At 34.8% G+C, this 1,229-nt stretch carries 2 protein-coding genes and 1 pseudogene; all 3 read left to right on the top strand.

Annotated elements, in window-relative coordinates:
• The coding region (locus tag E1140_RS00275) for an RteC domain-containing protein (RefSeq protein ID WP_185153320.1) at positions 1–462 on the top strand (462 nt) is incomplete at its 5' end.
• A gap of 80 nt (positions 463–542) precedes the next feature.
• Complete coding sequence (locus E1140_RS00270) at positions 543–809, top strand: helix-turn-helix domain-containing protein (protein ID WP_155177959.1); 267 nt, start codon at positions 543–545, stop codon at positions 807–809.
• A 51-nt stretch (positions 810–860) separates the two neighbouring features.
• Positions 861–1,229, top strand: a pseudogene (locus E1140_RS00265) (hypothetical protein); the annotation flags it as partial.

Raw genomic sequence — 1,229 nt, 5'->3', positions numbered from 1 at the left:
AATGCGAGTCATTTAGATCAACACTATTTTATAAAACAAGAATTTAATCCTGTTTTACATAGTGGTCTTAAATTTCCATCAGATCCAGAATTCAGTTCCCCTGCAGATCCTACTCTTTCCTGTCTAATGGCGGCAGAGCGCTGCATCCAGTTTATTAAGAATGAGCTATACTCATTAAAAAATCCCAAGTTGGACCCATCTTGGGAATTCATGAAATTCTTGGATTGGAAAGGTTCAAAAACTGATTTGGTGGAGCTTATTTATTCACTTCATGCTGCAAATATGCTCTCTGGTGACCTTAAAAACACTTTTCAGATGGCCGAAAAAGCATTTAATATTGATATTGGTAATTTTTACCGCATTTATACCGATATCAAGCTAAAGAAGAATCCAACAAACCTGCTAGATTCGCTTAAAACGGCATTTTTAGATAAAATGAAAAAAGAAATGGTAGAAAATTAATACCAAGTTGGTATCATCTTGTGAATAAATAAGTAGCAATCGATTCAGCTTTGAACATCGATTAACAAAACATATAAACTATGACAGCTACTATTATCACATCAGATGATTTGCAACAATTTAAACATGAACTTCTAGAAGAAATTAAAGCATTGATGCCTGGCAAATCAGCCGCTCAAAAACAATGGCTGAAATCTTCAGAGGTTCGTGAATTATTAAAAATATCACCTGGTACACTTCAAAATTTACGTGTCAATGGCCACTTGCCTTACACCAAAATAGGTGGAACTATCTTCTATGCCTTTGAAGACGTTCAAAACATGATCAACGAACACAAGCGAAATTAATTATTGGTATTCATCCCGGGTTCGCCCGGGCCTACCCAACTCATACTACCAATGAATTACATCAAACATTTAAATAATGTCTTTATCATGTTTGTCGAAGATGATAGACTCTCTCCTGGCCATATAAGTTTATACATGGCCTTGTTCCAATCTTGGAATTTAAATCATTTTGAAAATCCTGTATCTATTACAAGAGCAGAAATGAAGCAAGCCTCTAAAGTAGGCTCGAACAATACTTATGTAAAGTATTTAAAAGAACTTACAGAATGGAATTACATTAAATATAGTCCATCATATAATCCATTCATTGGAAGTGAAGTTAGCCTGTACAGATTTGATACAAGCTCTGTACAAGCACTGATACAGGAACGTCTCAAAAGTGATACAAGTACTGTACAAGCACTGATACCTCCTATAAAC

Origin of the sequence: Fulvivirga lutimaris, assembly GCF_009711525.1 — a bacterium.
Lineage (GTDB): Bacteria > Bacteroidota > Bacteroidia > Cytophagales > Cyclobacteriaceae > Fulvivirga > Fulvivirga lutimaris.
This window is presented reverse-complemented; position numbering and strand designations above follow the sequence as displayed.

What these genes read in the sequence shown, in the direction of transcription:
- E1140_RS00270 (WP_155177959.1), top strand. Translation starts at nt 543, where the DNA reads ATGACAGCTACTATTATCACATCAGATGATTTGCAACAATTTAAACAT.